The sequence below is a fragment of the Pseudonocardia hispaniensis genome (assembly GCF_042658695.1).
In the GTDB taxonomy this organism is placed as follows: domain Bacteria; phylum Actinomycetota; class Actinomycetes; order Mycobacteriales; family Pseudonocardiaceae; genus Pseudonocardia; species Pseudonocardia hispaniensis.
In genome coordinates this window covers 1-16682 of sequence record NZ_JBHSQW010000007.1, presented here as the reverse complement: position 1 = coordinate 16682, position 16682 = coordinate 1, and the positions used below count along the sequence as shown (strand labels likewise).

The following is a 16682-nucleotide window of genomic DNA, read 5'->3' as shown; positions in this document are numbered from 1 at the left end:
GGCTGCTGGCCAGCAGCCGCGCCGAGCCTGCCGACACCGCCGCGGTGGCGGCCATCGCCCGCCGGGCGGGGATGCGGGTGGAACGCCCGGCGAGCCGCGAACTGGCGATCGTCGTGTCGGGCTGAGCCCTCAGCTTCCGCCGACGCCCAGCGCAACCAACAGGACGACGACCAGGGTCGCCGCCCCGAGCAGGCCGTGGGCGAAGACGACGGGCACCGGCAGGTGCCGCTCGGCCGGCTCCGCGGACAGCGAGGCCCCCGCGGCCGCCCCCGGACCACCGGTGGTCGCCACCGGACGCCCTCGGTACACCGGCAGCCAGCGGGAGAACAGGCCGAAACCGATCCCGGCCACCACGACCAGCACGGCCAGCGACACCCAGGTCAGCACCGCGGCGTCACTGACCAGGTAGATGATCCACAACACCAGCCCGGCGGCGGCCAGGAGGAAGTGCGAGAACACCGCCCCGGCGGGAAACCGGCTCACCCCGGAGCTCTGCTGACGCAGTCCGCCCCGGGAGATCCAGCGACCGAGCATGACGAAACCGCCCAGGGCGGTGATGATCCACAGAATCAGTCCGATCAGCGCCAGCGTGTTCATGACCTCGCTCCTTTTCACCGACAACAACGGGGCCCGAGATCCGGGCCCGCGATCACGACGAGACGGTTGACCGGCCGGTCGCGGTAGCCGTCGGCTCGGCGGGGCGCCGGTAGCCCTCGGCCTGGGTCGCCTCGTCGGCGACCCGCACGCCGTAGCGAAAGGCCAGCTTGCCGCCCAGGAAACCGGCGACGGCCAGCACCAGCAGGCAGGCCATCGACAGCAGCAGCGGCCCCAGACCCACCGGGCCCGCGGCCTCGAGCGCACCGCGCCGCCACAGGAAACCGACGACGTATCCCACGGTCACGACCAGCATCAGCGCCATATGCACCAGCGCGGTGCGGCGGGCGGGCGTGCCCGTGGGCACGGCGAACAGGTCCAGGAAGCCGACCAGTGCCGCGGCGAGCGCCCCGAGCACCCCGATCGCGATCAACCAGAACGAGCCCTTGACCAGGAACGCCGCGTCGCCGACGAGGTAGGTGGCCACGTCGAAGACCAGGCTGGCCACCCACGCGCCGATCGGGACCGTCACCAGCATCGGGTGCAGCGGGTGTCCGTAGGGACCGGCCATCGCCGCGCTGACCGGCTCCTTGGCCTGCTGCTGCAGCTCGCTCGCCATGAGGGCCTCCCGACTCCGCCGAATAACACCAGCAGTTCTTAGTCTTATTAGACCACCGTGGTCAAGACCTGGTCAGTTCGACTTTTTCGCTGCCTGCGATAGGCGATAATGTGGACCGATGGACTCTGCCGTGGCCCGATCCGGGCTCCCCCTCGCAGCGCTGGCCGCGGTGGCCGCCCTCAGCGACGAATCGCGACGGCGGCTGCACGACTTCGTGCGCCGCGCCGGGCGCCCGGTGAGCCGCGAGGAGGCCGCGGCCGACGCGGGCATCTCCCGCAAGCTGGCCGCGTTCCACCTCGACAAGCTGGTCGAGGTCGGCCTGCTGAAGGCCCGGTTCGAGCCGGTCGGCGGGATCCGCAAGGTCGGCCGCACCCCCAAGGTCTACGAACCGGCCGAGGTCGACCTCCGGATCACCATCCCCGGACGCCACCACGACCTGCTCGCCGCGATCCTGCTCGATGCCGTGCTCGCCGAGGGCCGTGCCGGAAGCAGCGTCCGGGACGCCGCGCTGACGGCCGCGCACCGGCGCGGAGTGGCGATCGGCGCCGCCGAACGCGACCGGGTCCGACCGGGCCGGCTCGGAGCCGAACGCGCCCTCGGCCTGGCCGAAGGAGTGCTCACCCGGTACGGGTTCGAGCCCCGCCGGGACGGGACCTCCCGGCTGAGCCTGCGCAACTGCCCGTTCCAGCCGTTGGCCGGCGACGCCCCCCAGCTGGTCTGCGCGATCAACCATGCGCTGCTGTCCGGGCTCCTGGAGGGGCTGGAGGCCGCGACCGTCGTCGCCGAGCTCGCACCCCGGCCCGGCTGCTGCTGCGTGGAGTTCACCACGGGCCAGCCGGCGAACGACGATTCGGCCGCCGCGGCCGGGCCGCGCTAAATCCGTTGCCCGCGCCGCGGGCAGCCGGCATCGTGCACACCGAACTATCGAGCATCCGGCTGGGAGGAGATGACCCCGTGATGACCGCCGCCCGGGACGTCGCCCGTCCCCGTTCACTCGCCCCACCCGGCTGACGCTTCCGGTGGGGCGCCTCATCCAGGAGAACCCCACCAGTGCACTCGGATGATTTCTTCGACGATCCAGACCACCCCGTCCCGCGGCGCGGGCGCACGCGCCGCTTCGACGACGACCCACCCCGCTCCCGACGCCGCGGCCGCCCGGCGCCGCCTCCTGAGCTCGACGGCCGCGGCGGCGCCGACGACGTTCCACCCGCAGGCGACCGATGGTCCACCTGGGACGGCGCGGAGCACGGCCCGCGGCCGCGACCGGCCTGGGTGGTGACCGAGAACGCCGCGGTCGACACCGAGCTCGGCGTGCTCAAGACCGGCAAGGAGGCCGACGTCCACCTCCTGGAACGCGCGGTGCCCGGAACCGGGCGCGCCGCCCTGTTGGCCGCCAAGCGTTACCGCGGCCCCGAGCACCGCATGTTCCACCGCGACGCGGGCTATCTGGAGGGCCGCCGGGTCCGCCGCTCCCGCGAGAGCCGGGCGATGGCCACCCGCACCGCGTTCGGCCGCGAGCTGCTCGCCGTCCAGTGGGCACGCGCCGAGTTCGCCGCGCTCACCACGCTGTGGCAGGCCGGAGTTCCCGTCCCCTACCCGGTGCAGCTGGAGGGCACCGAGCTGCTGCTGGAGTTCATCGGCCGCCCCGACGGCACTGCCGCGCCGCGGCTCGCCCAGCTGCGGCCGGACCCGGACGAGATCACCGAGCTGTGGGACCAGCTCGTGGCCGCGCTGCTCGGACTGGCCCGCCACGGCCTGACCCACGGCGACCTCTCGGCCTACAACCTGCTCGTCCACGACCGGCGCCTGGTCCTGATCGACCTGCCGCAGGTCGTCGACGTCATCGGGAACCCGCAGGGCCCCGCGTTCCTCGAACGCGACGTCCGGCGGGTCGCGGAGTGGTTCGCCGCACGTGGGCTGCCGCGGACGGCGGGCGAGGAGCTGCTCGACGCGCTACGGATCGAGTTCGGGATGGGCGGAGCCGCAGCTCAGCGGTAGGGGCATGACCGGGCCGGGCGCTCCGGTAGGCTGATCAAGCGCCCGGCCCGGCGACCGCTCCCCCGTCGCGTGGCCGATGAGCGCGTCCGAAGCTTCATCCACCAGGGCGCGATGCCGCGTCCCGGCTCGTCGCCGTGATCATCCGCCCGTCCGCCGTGCGGTTACTCCGTGAGACGTGCCACGTCCTCGGAGGTCCGCTGTGGAAGTCCCGTCGGCGCCATCCCAGTCGTCCGGCTCGGCCCGCCGTGCCCGGCGTTCCGGCTCCCGCCGAGGCGGCGCCAGGCCCCGCCCCAGCCGTGCCGCCCGGCCGGCCGACCCGCGCACGGTGATGCCCGCCGAGGTGCTGTGGACCGTTCCCGAGGCGGGCATGCCCTCCTTCGCCACGCTCGGGCTGCCCGCGCCCGTGGTGCGCGCGCTGGACGCCGAGGGGTTCGCCGAGCCCTTCCCGATCCAGGCCGCGACGCTGCCCGAGACCTTGCGCGGGCGCGACCTCCTCGGTCGCGGCCAGACGGGATCGGGCAAGACGCTGGCCTTCGGCTTGGCGCTGCTGTCGCGGCTCGCCGGTGACCGCGCCCGGCCGCGCCGACCGCGCGGCCTCGTTCTGGTGCCGACCCGCGAGCTCGCCCAGCAGGTCGTCGAGGCGCTGACCCCGTTCGCCCGCTCGCTGCACCTGTCGCTCACCGCGGTGGTCGGCGGCGTGTCGTTCAACCGGCAGGCGGCCGCTCTCGAGCGCGGGGTCGACCTGCTCGTCGCCACGCCCGGCAGACTCACCGACCACACGACCCAGGGCACCTGCGACCTGTCGGGAGTCGAGATCACCGCGCTCGACGAGGCCGACCGGATGGCCGACATGGGTTTCCTGCCCCAGGTCCGCGCGATCCTCGACCGCACCCCCGCCGACGGGCAGCGGCTGCTGTTCTCCGCGACCCTCGACGGCGACGTCGCCACCCTCGTCAAAAACTACCTGCACGACCCGGTGACCCGCGCCGTCGCGCCCGCAGTGGCCCCGGTCGCGACCATGGACCACCACGTGTTGCTCGTCGACGGCGCGGACAAGGCGCGCGTGGTCACCGAGGTGGCCGCCCGCGACGGCCGCACGATCCTGTTCGTGCGCACCAAGTACGGCGTCGACCGGCTGGTGCGCAACCTGCGCCGCGACGGTGTCGCCGCCGCGGCACTGCACGGCGGCAAGACGCAGAACGCCCGGAACCGGGCGATCGCCGAGTTCCGGGACGGCCGCACCCCGGTGCTGGTCGCCACCGACGTCGCCGCCCGCGGGATCCATGTCGACGACGTGAGCCTCGTGGTCCACGTCGATCCGCCTGCCGACCCCAAGGATTACCTGCACCGGGCCGGTCGCACCGCCCGGGGCGGTGAGTCCGGCACGGTCGTCACGCTGGTGACCCCACCCGAACGCCACGACGTCGAACGGCTGACCCAGCAGGCGGGGGTGCGTCCCACCCTGACCGAGGTGTCCCCCGGCGACGCCGCGCTGACCCGGATCACCGGGGCGCGCGCGCCCCTGGGCCGGCCACTGCCGGAGCCCCGGCGCCCCCGGCAGAACCCGCGCGGCGGCGAGGCGGGACGCACGCGGCGGCGCGCCACCGAGGACAGGCGTCGCCGCGGACGCGAGGTGGCCGCCTGAGCGGTCAGCCGCCCAGGCCGAGCACCCTCAGCGCGAGTCGCGCGGCCGCGCCCCCCGCTTCCTCGGCCACCTCGAGCGCGCGCGGCACGTCGAGGTCGTTCTGCAGCGCCGCGGTGACGGCGGCCACGGCCGCGTCGTCATCGAGTCCCCGCGCCGCGGCGGCATACAGCCGCTCGAGCCGGGCGCCCGCCGCGTCGAGACCCTCCGGGCGGTAGTCCCACGGCTGCGCCCACTGCCGGTCGATGAGCAGCAGTCGCAGCGCCTCCGCGGGAACGTTCTTCAGGACCTCGGAGACGAGCACCAGGTTGCCTGTCGACTTGGCCATCTTCCGCCCGTCGACCAGAACGGTCCCGACGTGCATCCACGCCCGGGCGAACGGCCGGACCCCGGTGATCGCCTCGGCCATCGCCGACTCGTAGGCGTGGTGCGGGAACCTCAGGTCGGCCCCACCCGCGTGCAGGTCCATCGCTGGCCCCAGCGTCGTCAGCGCCATCGCGGCGCATTCGGCATGCCAGCCGGGACGCCCGTCCCCCCAGGGACTCGGCCAGGCGGGCTCACCGGGCACGGCGGCCCGCCAGAGCACGACGTCAGCGGGATCCTCCCGCCCGGGCGGGCCCGCGGCGTCGCCGAACTCGACGGACAGCTCCCGGGCGGTCTCCGGGTCCAGCCCCGCCCGCTCGGGCACGCCCGCCCCACGGAACCAGACCGTCCCGTCGCGCAGGTAGGCCACGCCCTTCTCCAACAGGGCCGCGGCCAGTGTGACGACCTGCGGGACGTGCACATGCGCGCGCGGCTCGTGGGTCGGCCTGCGCACCCCGAGCGCGGCCATGTCACGGTCGAACCGGAACTGCTGGACGGCCGCGTAGCTGTCGAACCGGGCCCCGGCGCGGGCGGCGGCCGCATCGAGCACGTCGTCGACGTCGGTGACGTTACGGCAGACGTCGACCTCGACCCCGAGATGACGCAGCACCCGGACCGCGACGTCGGACCAGACGAACGTCGCCGCATGCCCGAGATGGGTCGTGTCGTAGGGGGTGATCCCGCAGATGTACATCCGCGCGCGGCCGACGACCGGCAGCGGCGCCCCGCCGATATGCAGCATCAACGCACCCGGCCCGAACCGGCCCGCCGGGTGGTGCGGCGGAGCTGGACGATCCGGCCGGTGCCCGGGATCGCCACCAGCAACACCCCCGCGATCGCCGCCAGCAGCAGCGCCACACCCGTCGGCAGGCTCCCGGAGGCACCCAGGAAGCTGATCCGGATCGGGTCGAGGTTCTGCAGAATGAAGATCAGCAGGAACAACAGGACCAGCGCGGACAGGATCAGCCCGATCCACAGTCCGCCGACCCGGGTGCGGTCCGGCTTCGCCGTCGCGACACCGCCACCCGGCCGCGGCGCCGGCTCGGTGGGAACGGGCACCGTCGGCTCGTCCGCCGGGTCGCCGACCCCCATCCTGGGCAGAGCCGGATCGGTGACGGGATCCGCCGTCGGGTCGGCCTGGCCGACGTTGCCGGGCCGCACCGGTCCCGCCTTCGCCGGACGGCTCCGGTCGTCACCCATCGCGACTCCTCTCGTATTCGTCGCCGTTCGCCCGAAGTATCCCGCACGAGCACCGGCGACGTCGCCCGATCACGGGCAACGCGCGGTGGCGCCGGAAAATCAGCGACCGGGTCTGCGCATCGGAAGATGCACGACCCCATCCCAGTCGTAGGCGGGTCCGCTCGGCTCGAAGCCGAAGCCCCGGTACAGGTCCGCGAGGTGCTCCTGGGCATCGAGCACACAGGACCGGTCGCCGACCTCGGCGAGGACGGCCTGCAGCAGCCTGCGACCGAGACCTCGCCCGCGTACCGCCCGCGCGACGCACAGCCGCCCGATCCGATAGCCGCCGTCGGGTTCCTTGAGCAGCCGGACACAGCCGAGCATGGAGGCGGGCTGCCCGTTGGCGGACAGCCAGTAGTGCCGTGCCCGCGGCTCGAGATCTCGACCGTCGAGCTCGCCGTAGGCGCAGGCCTGCTCGACGACGAACACGTCGATGCGCAGCCGCAGCAACTCGTACAGGGTCTGGGTATCGAGGTCGGCGGCCCAGGACCGGCGAACAGTTGCGCTCATCGTCTGGGTGGGCATCGGGAATGCCTACCAGATCGGCCCAGGTGACGCAGAAGTCGGCAACCCATGCGGATCAGTAGCCTTACGGCGTGAGTCCTTCCGGTCTGCGCCACCACGACCTCGTCATCATCGGCACCGGCTCGGGTAACTCGGTGATCGACAGCAGGTTCGACGATCTCGACGTCGCGATCATCGAGCACGGCACCTTCGGCGGCACCTGCCTCAACGTCGGCTGCATCCCGACCAAGATGTACGTCTACGCCGCCGACGTCGCCGAGACCATCCGGCGGGCGAGCCGCTACGGCATCGACGCGACGGTCGACAAGGTGCGCTGGACCGAGATCCGTGACCGGATCTTCCAGCGGATCGATCCGATCGCGGCGGCCGGTCAGGAGTACCGGACGCAGCGCTGCGCCAACGTCACGGTCTATCTGGGGCATGCCCGGTTCAGCGGGCACAAGACACTGCGGGTGGAGCGCACCGACGGCAGCGGGGTCGACGAGCTGAGCGCCGACCGGATCGTCATCGCCGCGGGTGGCCGGCCGGACGTGCCGGTCGAGGTGGCGACCTCGGGGGTGCCGTACGAGACCTCCGACACGATCATGCGGCTGGACGCGGTGCCCGAACGGCTGGTCATCCTCGGTAGCGGCTACATCGCGACGGAGTTCGCGCACGTGTTCTCGGCGCTGGGCAGCCGGGTCTCGCTCGTGGCCCGCAGCGGCGCACTGCTGCGCGGCGTGGACGAGACGCTCTCCCACCGGTTCACCGAACTCGCCGCACAGCGCTGGGACGTGCACCTGGGCAACCCGGCGACCCGGCTGAGCGGCGTCCCCGGGGACATCACCGTGCACCTCACCGACGGCACCGAGCTGGTCGGGGATACCGTGCTCGTCGCGACCGGCCGGATCCCCAACAGCGACCGCCTCGACCTGCCCGCGGCCGGCATCCCGGTTCACCCGGACGGCCGGATCATCGTCGACTCCCAGCAGCGCACCCCGGTCGAGGGGGTGTGGGCCTTCGGCGACATCAGCTCGCCGTACCAGCTCAAGCACGTCGCCAACCATGAGGCGCGGGTCGTGACGCACAACCTGCTGCACCCCGAATCACCCCGCGAAACCGATCATCGGTTCGTGCCGTACGCGGTGTTCACCGACCCACAGATCGCCACGGTCGGGCGGACCGAGGCGCAGTGCCGGGCCGAGGGGCTCGACTACACCGTGAAGGTGCAGAACTTCGGCGATGTCGCCTACGGCTGGGCCATGGAGGACAGCACCGGCCTCTGCAAGATCATCGCCGATCGCGGCACCGGCCGGATCCTGGGCGCGCATCTGCTCGGCCCGCAGGCGTCCACCCTCATCCAGCCGCTCATCCAGGCGATGACCTTCGGGCTGACGGCGCGCGCGATGGCCACCGGGCAGTACTGGATCCATCCGGCCCTGCCCGAGGTCGTGGAGAACGCGCTGCTCGGGCTCGAAATCGATATCGAGGCGTGATGTAGGTTCGCCTTACCGGAGTTGGTCACGATCACTCCCCGGCCCGACGTCCAACGATCCATGAGGTGCGCCAATGACCGTTGCCGACAGCCCCACCCGAACCAAGGACCCCGGGACCTCCGGGCCGAAACCCCTCATCGACGGGACCCGCGGGCTGCCGCAACAGGTCGGCGTCTATGTCTTCGTCTTCGCTCCGCTGCTGGCGCTGCTCGCCGCCGTGCCGTTCGCCTGGGGCTGGGGCCTCACCTGGACGGACGTCGCGATCGCCGCGGTGTTCTACGTGATCAGCGGCCTCGGTATCACGGTCGGCTACCACCGCTACTTCACCCACGGCTCGTTCAAGACCGGCCGGCCGCTGCGGATCGTGCTGGCGATCGCCGGCAGCCTCGCCCTGCAGGGCCCGGTCCACGTGTGGGTCGCCGATCATCGCAGGCACCACGCATTCTCCGACAAGGAGGGCGACCCGCACTCGCCGTGGCTGTTCGGAACCGGCCCCGCCGCCCTGGTCAAGGGCTTCTGGCACGCACACATGGGGTGGCTGTTCGACCGGAGCAAGACCAACGCCAAGCGCTTCACCCCGGACCTGCTCGCCGACAAGGACATTCGCCGCATCGACGCCCTCTTCACGCTGTGGGGCTCGGCAACCCTGCTGCTCCCGGCTCTGCTCGGCGGGCTGCTGACGTGGTCCTGGTGGGGTGCGGTGACCGCGCTGTTCTGGGCCGGGCTGGTCCGCGTCGGGCTGCTGCATCACATCACGTGGTCGATCAACTCGATCTGTCACATGTGGGGCAACACGCCGTTCGCCGCCCGCGACCGCTCCACCAACGTCTGGGCGCTGGCGATCGCGTCGTTCGGCGAGTCGTGGCACAACCTGCACCACGCCGACCCGACCTGCGCCCGGCACGGTGTGAAGCGCGGTCAGATCGACATCTCCGCCCGGCTCATCTGGATCTTCGAGAAGCTGGGCTGGGCGCATTCGGTGCGCTGGCCGACCACGCGCAGGTTGGAGCGGCTCGCCAAGGCCGGCTGATCCGGGCTTGACCAGCGTTGGGAGCCGGGACCGCGGACGTCACGGCTGCCGCCGCCCACCTGCCGATCATGGTCGGGCTCAGCTGGCCGGGCGCTCCCGCTGGAGGTCCGGCCCGGCGGCCGGGGGCTGCGGATCCGGCGCCGGACGCATCACGGCGGCGTCGAACGGCTGCGCGGGCGGCTGCTCCCCACGGACCTGTGCCACCAGAGCTGTGATCTCGGCCATGATCGTGGCGGTGGCACGGTCCAGGTTGGTGCGGGTACGCGGCCGGTCCGCGAACTCCGAGAGGTCGACCGGCGGCCCGGCCACGATCATCACCCGGCGCCGGGGCCACAGCCGGGGCGTGCGACTCGACGGCGGCAGGATGTCCTGGGTTCCCCAGTTCGCCACGGGGATCACCGGGACGCCGGTCACCAGCGCGATCCGGGCGATCCCGTTCATGGCCTTCATCGGCCAGCCGTCGGGGTCGCGGGTGAAGGTGGCCTCCGGGTAGAACACCACGAGCTCGCCGCGGCGCAGCGCCTCGATCGCCTCCCGATAGGCGTCACCGGCGCGCACCGACCCCCGGTCGACCGGGATGTGCCCACCCCCACCGAGCACCGACCGCACCACCGGTATCGACCACAGCTCCGACTTGGCCAGGTAACGGGGAATCCTGCCGTGCGAGAGAACGAACGCCGTGTCGAAGATCGGATCGGAGATCGACACGTGGTTGATGGCCAGCAGCGCGCCGCCGGTGCGCGGCACATGCTCGCCGCCGCGCCAGCCGAGCCGGGTCAGGACCATCACGACCGGCCACAGCAGCTCGATGGCGAGGCCGAACCAGAACCCCGACCCGCGGCGCCGCCTGCGCAGCGTCAGCGACACCTTCTCCCACCCGGTGAGCATCCGGTCCGGCCTCGGTCCGGTCATCGTCGTCCTCCTCGCCACACCACCCGGATCGGTGCGGGAGGTGATGTCGTCGTGGTCGTCGCGGATCGTGCCGCACCGCGCGAGGCAGATCCGTGTGACTTCTCTCCCATCACGCGTCCCGGCGGCCGGGCGCGATGGAGCATCGCCCCGTGAGGCTCGGCACGTCTGGTCCAGGCCCCGCTCGGCGACCGCGCCTCGAACCGGTCCGCGGCGGGCCCGCCGACCCGGCGTCGGTCGTCCTCGTGCTGCACGGGGGGCGAGCCGTCAGCCACGAGCCCGCCGGACGCCGCAGGCGCCTCGCCTACCTGCGCATGCTGCCCTTTGCGCGCATGCTGAGCAGCGCGGGCCCCACAGTCTACCTGCTCCACTACCGCTATCGGGGTTGGAACGCACCGGCCATGGACGCCGTGGTCGACACCCGGTGGGCGCTGGACGAGATCGGGCGACGTCACCCCCGGTCACGCACCGCCCTGCTCGGCCATTCGATGGGCGGCCGGGCCGCGCTGCGAGCAGCCGACGCACCGAATGTCGTCGCGGTATGCGCCCTGGCGCCCTGGCTCGACGGGAGCGACCCCGTCGAGCAGCTCTCCGGGCGCAGCGTGCTCATCGCCCACGGCGACCTGGAACGCTGGACCGATCCGCGCGAGTCCTACGCCTACGCCGTACGCGCCAAGCAGGTCACCGGCCGAACCTGCCGCTTCGAGGTGCTCGGCGACGGCCACGCCATGGTGCGGCGACCGGCCGAATGGAATGCGCTGGTCCGCCGCTTTCTGCTCGGCGAACTCGGGCTCGCGCCCGAGGACCCGCGGATCCGCGAGGCCATGCGCCGTCCCGCGCCCCATGGCCTCGCGGTCAGAGCTGGGTGAGGATCTCGGCGCCGGTGGCGGTCACGAGAACCGTGTGCTCGAACTGCGCGGTCCGCTGCCGGTCCTTCGTGACGACGGTCCAGTCGTCGTCCCAGATGTCGTAGTCGACGGTGCCGAGAGTGATCATCGGCTCGATCGTGAACGTCATGCCCGGCTCAAGGACGATGTGCACATCGGGCTGGTCGTAATGCAGCACGACCAGCCCGCTGTGGAACGATCGACCGATGCCGTGGCCGGTGAAGTCGCGCACGACGCCGTAGCCGAACCGCCGGGCGTAGGACTCGATGACCCGTCCCACGACATTGAGCTCGCGCCCCGGCCGCACCGCCTTGATCGCCCGCATGGTCGCCTCGCGGGTGCGCTCGACCAGCAGCCGGTCCTCCTCGGACACGGTGCCCGCGAGGAAGGTGGCGTTCGTGTCTCCGTGCACCCCGCCGATATAGGCCGTGACATCGATGTTGACGATGTCCCCGTCCTGGATCACGGTCGAGTCCGGGATCCCGTGGCAGATGACCTCGTTGAGGCTGGTGCAGCACGACTTGGGGTAGCCGCGGTAGCCCAGGGTCGACGGGTAGGCGTCATGCTCGATGAGGAACTCGTGCACCACGCGGTCGATCTCGTCGGTGGTGACGCCCGGCGCCACGACAGCGCCGCCCGCCTGCAGCGCCTGCGCCGCGATCCGGCCCGCCACCCGCATCGCCTCGATGATCTCCGGCGTCTGCACCCACGGGTCGTTGTTCTTGACGGGTTCTGCCTTGCCGACGTACTCCGGCCGCGGGATATGCGCCGGCACCACCCGAGGCGGCGACTGCGTTCCGGGGGTCAGCAAGGTGCGAACGGACATGGACCCCACTTTACGTGCCCGATCGCGTGCCCCGACTCGTGCCGGTGGGTCACCGGGTTCGACTCACCGCGGCGCGCGAGCGCGATGGCGGGACACGAGCAGCGCGATCACCCGCCAGCCCAGCAGCAGCACCACCAGGGACAGGCCGGCGACGATCGCGAAGCTCGCCGGCAGCCGTCCGGTGAAGGCGGCGCGCACCAGCAGGCCGAGCACCGCGGTGCCGCCCACCACCACAGCGCCCGAGCGCAGCTCGATCGGGTGAGCCCGGACCCACGGCGTTGCCCACGCCGCGGCGAGGCCGATCAGGAAGGGCGCCGCGGTACCGAGCAGGCCGAGCAGATCGCCCGACTCGTCGTGGCTGAGCCGCCCGAGCGCCGCGAACACCACGACGGCGACGGCGTCGGCCGCGAGGGCGAGCACCGGGATCCGGCTGTGCTGTTCGTGAACCACTCGATCAGCGTAGCTTCTCCTCACGGCGCCGCTGTGAGGAACCGCTGTGCCACACCGACCGCGGACTCGGACGACCCCGCGTCCACGACCAGGACCGCGAAGGCGAGGTCGCCGCGGTAGCCGACGAACCAGCCGTGCGAATGGTGGCCGTCATCGGTGAACTCCGCCGTGCCGGTCTTGCCGTGGACCTCGCCCAACCCGGCCAGCCGCGTCGCGGTGCCCTCGGTGACGACCTGGCGCATCATCGACCGCACCTGATCGAGCGCCACCGGATCGGGCTCGGTGGGCGCCGTCAGCACCTCGGTCGGACGGTCCCGGATGAGCTGCGGGACCACGGGGACGCCCCGGGCCACGGTCGCCGCAACCAGCGCCATACCCAAGGGCGAGGCGAGCACCTGGCCCTGGCCGAACCCGTTCTCCGCCCGCTGCACCGGATCGTCCGTCGGCGGGACCGAGCCGGTGACCGTCGTGAGCGCCGGAACCCGGTAGTCCGCGCCCAGCCCCAACGTCCGTGCGGCGGTGGGTAGCGCCTCCGCCCCGAGCCGGTCCCCGAGCTGGGCGAAGGTCGTGTTGCAGGATTGGGCGAACGCGCGCCCGAAGGGCACGGTGCCCAGATCGAACCGGCCGAGATTGGGCACCAGCCGGCCGCCGATGACCGTCGTCGCGGGACAGGCCACCGGGCTCGCCGCGGTCAGCCCGTCCTTGGTCACCGCGGCCGCCGCGGTGACAATCTTGAAGCTGGAGCCCGGCGGGTAGCGGCCGGTGAGGGCCAGCGCCCCGGCCGCATCCGCGGCGTCGTTCTGGGCAACGGCCAGCAGGTCCCCGGTGGAGGGCTGCACGGCGACCAGCATCGCCTGCTGCGCCAGTGGCTCGACGGCATCCTCGGCGAATGCCTGCAGCGCCCGGTCCAGGCTCAGGCGCACCGTGCTGCCCGGTGTCGGCGGGTGCTCGACCAGCGTCCGCACGGTGCCCCCGGCGGCGTCGACGACCGCGACCGACCACCCTGCGACCCCGTCGACCTGGGGTGCCACCTCGGCACGGACCTCGGGCAGCACCTGCCGGGCGAACCCGGCGGACGGCGCGAGCAGCCGCGACATCCGGGTGAACCGCACGCCGGGCAGGTCGTGGATCCTCGCTCGGACACTCCGGTAGTCGGGTTCGCGCAACACCGCGACGGAGTACGCCTGCCCCTCGGGTGTTCGTGCCGCGCCGTCGCCGATCGACGTCGCGGTGATCTCCGGGGCGATCGGCGAGAGCGCGGCGGCCAGCGCGGCCGTCACCGCTGCCAGATCACCGGCCGCCTGCCGGTCGAGCAGCACGTTGATGACGTTCCCCGGCGCGAGCAGCGGCGCGCCGGACCGGTCGACCACGGGCGCGGGCTCGGGCGCCTCGGTGCGCAGCACGAGCCGCTGCCGCGCCGCGAGCTGCGGATGGATGACCGTCGGCGCCCAGTGCACCTGCCAGCCCGCCACGGCCTCGGGCGCCGGACGCAGCTCCAGGTCACCGAGATACGACCAGCGACGGCCTTGGCCGAGGTCCCAGCTCACGTCGACCGAGGCCGTGGCCTGCTCCGCGGCAGTGCGGACCTGGCCGAGCCGGGCGGTGAACTCCGCCGGGGCGAGCGCGGTGCGGACCTCGGTGAACAGCGCGCCGGCCGCGGCCGGGTTGTCGGTCAGCTGCGCGGCCGCGGTGTCGTCCCCGCGCGACCAGGCCGCGAGGAACGCCTCGGCAACCGACCGCGGCCCGTCGTCGCGCAGCAGCCCACAGCCCGCCGCGACCGCCGCCAGCAGCAGCGTGGCGCCCACCGCCGCGAACCGGGTACGGTACCGGCCGGTGAGAGGATCGCTGCGGCACATGGCCGCGAGTATGCCGACCAGGCCCGACCGTGGCCGCGTCGCAGGTCACACCAGACCGGTCAGAACAGGACCGTCGCGAAGCGGCCGACCTGGGTGAAACCGATCCGCTCGTAGACCACGCGGGCGACGTGGTTGTAGCCGTTGACATACAAGCTGGCGAGGCGCCCCAGCGCGGCCAGTCGCTCGGCCACCGCCGCGGTGCCGGCCGTGCCCAGCCCGTGGCCCCGCCGCTCCGGGTGCACCCACACCCCCTGGATCTGCCCGACCTGCGAGGACAGCGCCCCGATCTCCGCCTTGAACACGACCTCACCGTCCTCGAACCGGGCGAACGCGCGACCCGCGGACACCAGCTCGCCCACCCGCGCCCGGTATCCGGCACCGCCATCGCTGCCCCGGGGGTCGATGCCCACCTCCTCGGTGAACATGGCGATCGCCGCGGGCAGGTAGCGGTCGAGCTCCCCGGGGCGCACCGGCCGCACCGCCGGGTCGGGCCGCACCGCGGGTGCCCCGGCGAGCACCATCAGCGGCTGGTCGGGGCGCACCTCGCGGGCCGGGGCCCACACCGGGGCGAGCTCGTCCCACAGCGGGAGCACGAGTTCGGCCCGGCCGACGAGCGAGGAACAGCTGCGGCCGTGCCGCCGGGCCCGGTCCGCGAAACTGCGCAGCGCCGAACGATGGCCGCGCAGCGGAACCAGGTTGGCGCCGGAGAAGCACAGCCCATCGAGCCGGGAGCCCACGGCCCAGATCTCTCCGCCGAGCCGCCACGGATCCAGCCCGGCGATCTCGACCCGGGCTGCGACCATGCACGCGGCAACGGGATCGGCCTCCAACGCCGCCCGGACCACCGCGCGATCACGATCGTCGAGCAACCGGGCTCCGGCGACTCTGAGCACCGTCTAACCGTGCCACATGGTCGACGCCCTGCCCACGGGCGGCAGGGCGATCTTGCACGGGTTCACCCGCTCATCCGACGGTCACCGAAGGCGCGCCCTCGGCGTCCATCGTCTCCGCGATCTTGAGTGCCTCCTCGATCAGCGTCTCGACGATCGCGTGCTCCGGGACGGTCTTGATGACCTTCCCCTTGACGAAGATCTGGCCCTTGCCGTTGCCGGAGGCGACCCCGAGGTCCGCCTCCCGAGCCTCGCCCGGCCCATTGACGACGCAGCCCATGACCGCCACCCGCAGCGGGACCGCCATCCCGGTCAAACCCGCGGTGACCTCATCGGCGAGCTTGTAGACGTCGACCTGCGCGCGGCCGCACGACGGGCAGGACACGATCTCGAGCTTGCGCGGCCGCAGGTTCAGCGACTGAAGGATCTGCGAACCGACCTTGACCTCCTCGACCGGCGGGGCCGAGAGCGAGACCCGGATCGTGTCACCGATCCCCTTCGACAACAGCGCGCCGAACGCGACCGCGGACTTGATCGTCCCCTGGAACGCGGGGCCCGCCTCGGTGACGCCGAGATGCAGCGGGTAGTCGCAGGCCTCGGCGAGCAGTTCGTAGGCGCGCACCATCACGACCGGGTCGTGATGTTTGACCGAGATCTTGACGTCGTGGAAGTCGTGCTCGGCGAACAGGCTCGCCTCCCACAGCGCCGACTCCACCAGCGCCTCCGGGGTGGCCTTGCCGTGCTTGGCGAGCAGCCGCGGGTCGAGCGATCCCGCATTGACTCCGATCCGGATCGGGGTGCCGTGGTCGCGCGCGGCCCGCGCGATCTCGCCGACCTTGTCGTCGAACTTCTTGATGTTGCCGGGGTTCACCCGGACCGCCGCACAGCCCGCCTCGATCGCGGCGAACACGTACTTCGGCTGGAAGTGGATGTCGGCGATGACCGGGATCTTCGACTTCGCCGCGATCGCCGGGAGTGCGTCGGCGTCGTCCTGGCTGGGGCAGGCGACGCGCACGATGTCGCATCCCGCCGCGGTGAGCTCGGCGATCTGCTGCAAGGTGGCGTTGACGTCGGCGGTCAGGGTGGTCGTCATCGACTGGACCGAGATCGGGAAGTCACTGCCGACCCCGACCGGGCCGACGTGCAGCTGCCGGGTCGTCCGGCGAGCCGCGAGGGTGGGTGCGGGGGTCGCGGGCATGCCCAGGGAGACACTCACGCCTGCCAGTATCCCACCGTGAGTGCGTAACAGTGTTAGAACACTGTTACGCACTCACGGCTAGTGCCGTGACCACGAAGGTTCGCCGGGTTGGTGCATGACATCGGTGTAATCATGCAGCGGCGCGGTGCTGGGGCTGGCCCCAGCGGCGGTGGCGTTCGCT

The 16682-nt window shown here is 72.4% G+C and carries 17 protein-coding genes; 6 read left to right on the top strand and 11 right to left on the bottom strand.

Annotation, left to right across the window (positions count from 1 at the left end; translation table 11 throughout):
• Positions 1 to 129: 129 nt before the first annotated feature.
• Both ACFQE5_RS02810 and ACFQE5_RS02805 read right to left on the bottom strand, forming a co-directional pair.
• Positions 130 to 597 carry a hypothetical protein gene (locus ACFQE5_RS02810; RefSeq protein WP_379582408.1) on the bottom strand — a complete coding sequence of 156 codons (468 nt, stop codon included), beginning with the start codon at positions 595 to 597 and terminating at the stop codon, positions 130 to 132.
• A 52-nt stretch (positions 598 to 649) separates the two neighbouring features.
• On the bottom strand, positions 650 to 1213 hold the full coding sequence (locus ACFQE5_RS02805) for a DUF2231 domain-containing protein (protein ID WP_379582406.1): 564 nt from the start codon (positions 1211 to 1213) through the stop codon (positions 650 to 652).
• A gap of 118 nt (positions 1214 to 1331) precedes the next feature.
• On the opposite strand from ACFQE5_RS02805, the gene ACFQE5_RS02800 reads away from it, so the two are divergent.
• The 3 genes from ACFQE5_RS02800 (at position 1332) to ACFQE5_RS02790 (ending at position 4856) form a co-directional block, all read left to right on the top strand.
• Positions 1332 to 2090 (top strand): helix-turn-helix transcriptional regulator, encoded by a 759-nt coding sequence (locus tag ACFQE5_RS02800; RefSeq protein ID WP_379582404.1) that lies wholly within the window; start codon positions 1332 to 1334, stop codon positions 2088 to 2090.
• Positions 2091 to 2263: 173 nt separating this feature from the next.
• Positions 2264 to 3211: a serine protein kinase RIO gene (locus ACFQE5_RS02795; protein WP_379582402.1), complete on the top strand. Its 948-nt coding sequence runs from the start codon at positions 2264 to 2266 to the stop codon at positions 3209 to 3211.
• 328 nt (positions 3212 to 3539) lie between these two features.
• Positions 3540 to 4856, top strand: a complete 1317-nt coding sequence (locus ACFQE5_RS02790) for a DEAD/DEAH box helicase (protein ID WP_379582400.1) — start codon at positions 3540 to 3542, stop codon at positions 4854 to 4856.
• Positions 4857 to 4860: 4 nt separating this feature from the next.
• Here ACFQE5_RS02790 and ACFQE5_RS02785 read toward each other — a convergent pair whose 3' ends face one another.
• The 3 genes from ACFQE5_RS02785 to ACFQE5_RS02775 form a co-directional block, all read right to left on the bottom strand.
• Positions 4861 to 5958: a class I tRNA ligase family protein gene (locus ACFQE5_RS02785; RefSeq protein WP_379582398.1), complete on the bottom strand. Its 1098-nt coding sequence runs from the start codon at positions 5956 to 5958 to the stop codon at positions 4861 to 4863.
• Positions 5958 to 6416 (bottom strand): LapA family protein, encoded by a 459-nt coding sequence (locus ACFQE5_RS02780; protein WP_379582396.1) that lies wholly within the window; start codon positions 6414 to 6416, stop codon positions 5958 to 5960. The genes ACFQE5_RS02785 and ACFQE5_RS02780 overlap by 1 nt, the downstream gene beginning before the upstream one ends.
• Before the next feature lie 99 nt (positions 6417 to 6515).
• The gene (locus tag ACFQE5_RS02775; protein WP_379582393.1) at positions 6516 to 6980 is read right to left on the bottom strand and encodes a GNAT family N-acetyltransferase; all 465 of its coding nucleotides are present in this window, start codon (positions 6978 to 6980) and stop codon (positions 6516 to 6518) included.
• An 86-nt stretch (positions 6981 to 7066) separates the two neighbouring features.
• On the opposite strand from ACFQE5_RS02775, the gene ACFQE5_RS02770 reads away from it, so the two are divergent.
• Both ACFQE5_RS02770 and ACFQE5_RS02765 read left to right on the top strand, forming a co-directional pair.
• The gene (locus ACFQE5_RS02770; protein ID WP_379582545.1) at positions 7067 to 8455 is read left to right on the top strand and encodes a mycothione reductase; all 1389 of its coding nucleotides are present in this window, start codon (positions 7067 to 7069) and stop codon (positions 8453 to 8455) included.
• Between the two features lie 73 nt (positions 8456 to 8528).
• Positions 8529 to 9485, top strand: a complete 957-nt coding sequence (locus tag ACFQE5_RS02765) for an acyl-CoA desaturase (protein ID WP_379582390.1) — start codon at positions 8529 to 8531, stop codon at positions 9483 to 9485.
• Positions 9486 to 9563: 78 nt separating this feature from the next.
• Here ACFQE5_RS02765 and ACFQE5_RS02760 read toward each other — a convergent pair whose 3' ends face one another.
• A complete protein-coding gene (locus ACFQE5_RS02760) occupies positions 9564 to 10397 on the bottom strand; it encodes a lysophospholipid acyltransferase family protein (protein ID WP_379582388.1) in 834 nt (277 codons plus the stop codon).
• Positions 10398 to 10546: 149 nt separating this feature from the next.
• On the opposite strand from ACFQE5_RS02760, the gene ACFQE5_RS02755 reads away from it, so the two are divergent.
• Complete coding sequence (locus ACFQE5_RS02755; protein ID WP_379582386.1) at positions 10547 to 11263, top strand: alpha/beta hydrolase family protein; 717 nt, start codon at positions 10547 to 10549, stop codon at positions 11261 to 11263.
• Here ACFQE5_RS02755 and map read toward each other — a convergent pair.
• The 5 genes from map to ispG form a co-directional block, all read right to left on the bottom strand.
• The gene (gene map / locus ACFQE5_RS02750; protein WP_379582384.1) at positions 11250 to 12107 is read right to left on the bottom strand and encodes a type I methionyl aminopeptidase; all 858 of its coding nucleotides are present in this window, start codon (positions 12105 to 12107) and stop codon (positions 11250 to 11252) included. The two genes, ACFQE5_RS02755 and map, sit on opposite strands and share 14 nt — an antisense overlap.
• Positions 12108 to 12170: 63 nt before the next feature.
• Complete coding sequence (locus tag ACFQE5_RS02745; RefSeq protein WP_379582382.1) at positions 12171 to 12557, bottom strand: DUF3054 domain-containing protein; 387 nt, start codon at positions 12555 to 12557, stop codon at positions 12171 to 12173.
• 20 nt (positions 12558 to 12577) lie between these two features.
• A complete protein-coding gene (locus ACFQE5_RS02740; RefSeq protein ID WP_379582380.1) occupies positions 12578 to 14413 on the bottom strand; it encodes a penicillin-binding transpeptidase domain-containing protein in 1836 nt (611 codons plus the stop codon).
• A 59-nt stretch (positions 14414 to 14472) separates the two neighbouring features.
• Complete coding sequence (locus tag ACFQE5_RS02735) at positions 14473 to 15306, bottom strand: GNAT family N-acetyltransferase (RefSeq protein ID WP_379582378.1); 834 nt, start codon at positions 15304 to 15306, stop codon at positions 14473 to 14475.
• 70 nt (positions 15307 to 15376) lie between these two features.
• The gene (gene ispG / locus ACFQE5_RS02730; RefSeq protein WP_379582376.1) at positions 15377 to 16519 is read right to left on the bottom strand and encodes a flavodoxin-dependent (E)-4-hydroxy-3-methylbut-2-enyl-diphosphate synthase; all 1143 of its coding nucleotides are present in this window, start codon (positions 16517 to 16519) and stop codon (positions 15377 to 15379) included.
• Positions 16520 to 16682 lie beyond the last annotated feature (163 nt).